Raw genomic sequence first — 565 nt, 5'->3', positions numbered from 1 at the left:
CCTATGCTTTCTGTACAGGTATTCGGATTCCAGTGGACCAACACTTGTTGCAGTACATGCTCTTCAATTGGTTTGGTGAGGTAATCATCCATACCTGCGGCGAGCAGACGATCGCGCTCCCCGGCCATGGCGTGCGCGGTAACGGCGATCACTGGTGTGTCTTTGTTTAACTCAAGCTCTTTGATGTTCTGACAAGCGGTCACGCCATCCATTAATGGCATTTGGATGTCCATAAAAATCAGGTCGTATTTCTTCTCGGTAGCGAGATTTACGGCTTGCTGACCATTGCTACAAGCCGTTACGGTTTCAACCCTTTCTTTCAGTAGTGCTGAAATCAGTTTTAGGTTTGCAGGGTTATCATCCACCGCGAGCACCGTCAGTGGCAGTCGTTCGCTTTCTTCTGTTTCAACAGGAGCGGTAATAGCTTGAGGGGCTTCAACATGTTCATTGATCAAACTTTGCAGCAGCTTACGGCGTGATAGCGGTTTGGTTAAGCACTGGATTTGATGCTCGGTCATGATTTGGTCGGCAAGCGCTAATTCGGTGCTCGGTGTACCCATGATGA

General features: G+C 48.8%; 1 protein-coding gene. It reads right to left on the bottom strand.

Annotation, left to right across the window (positions count from 1 at the left end; genetic code table 11):
- Positions 1–565, bottom strand: a 565-nt coding sequence (locus R7040_RS28735; RefSeq protein ID WP_318097930.1) for a response regulator, incomplete at both ends; no start/stop codon positions are given.

This window comes from Vibrio sp. 1069 (genome assembly GCF_033340555.1).
Note: the sequence above shows the minus strand (reverse complement) of the source record. Positions and strands in the feature narration are given on the sequence as shown.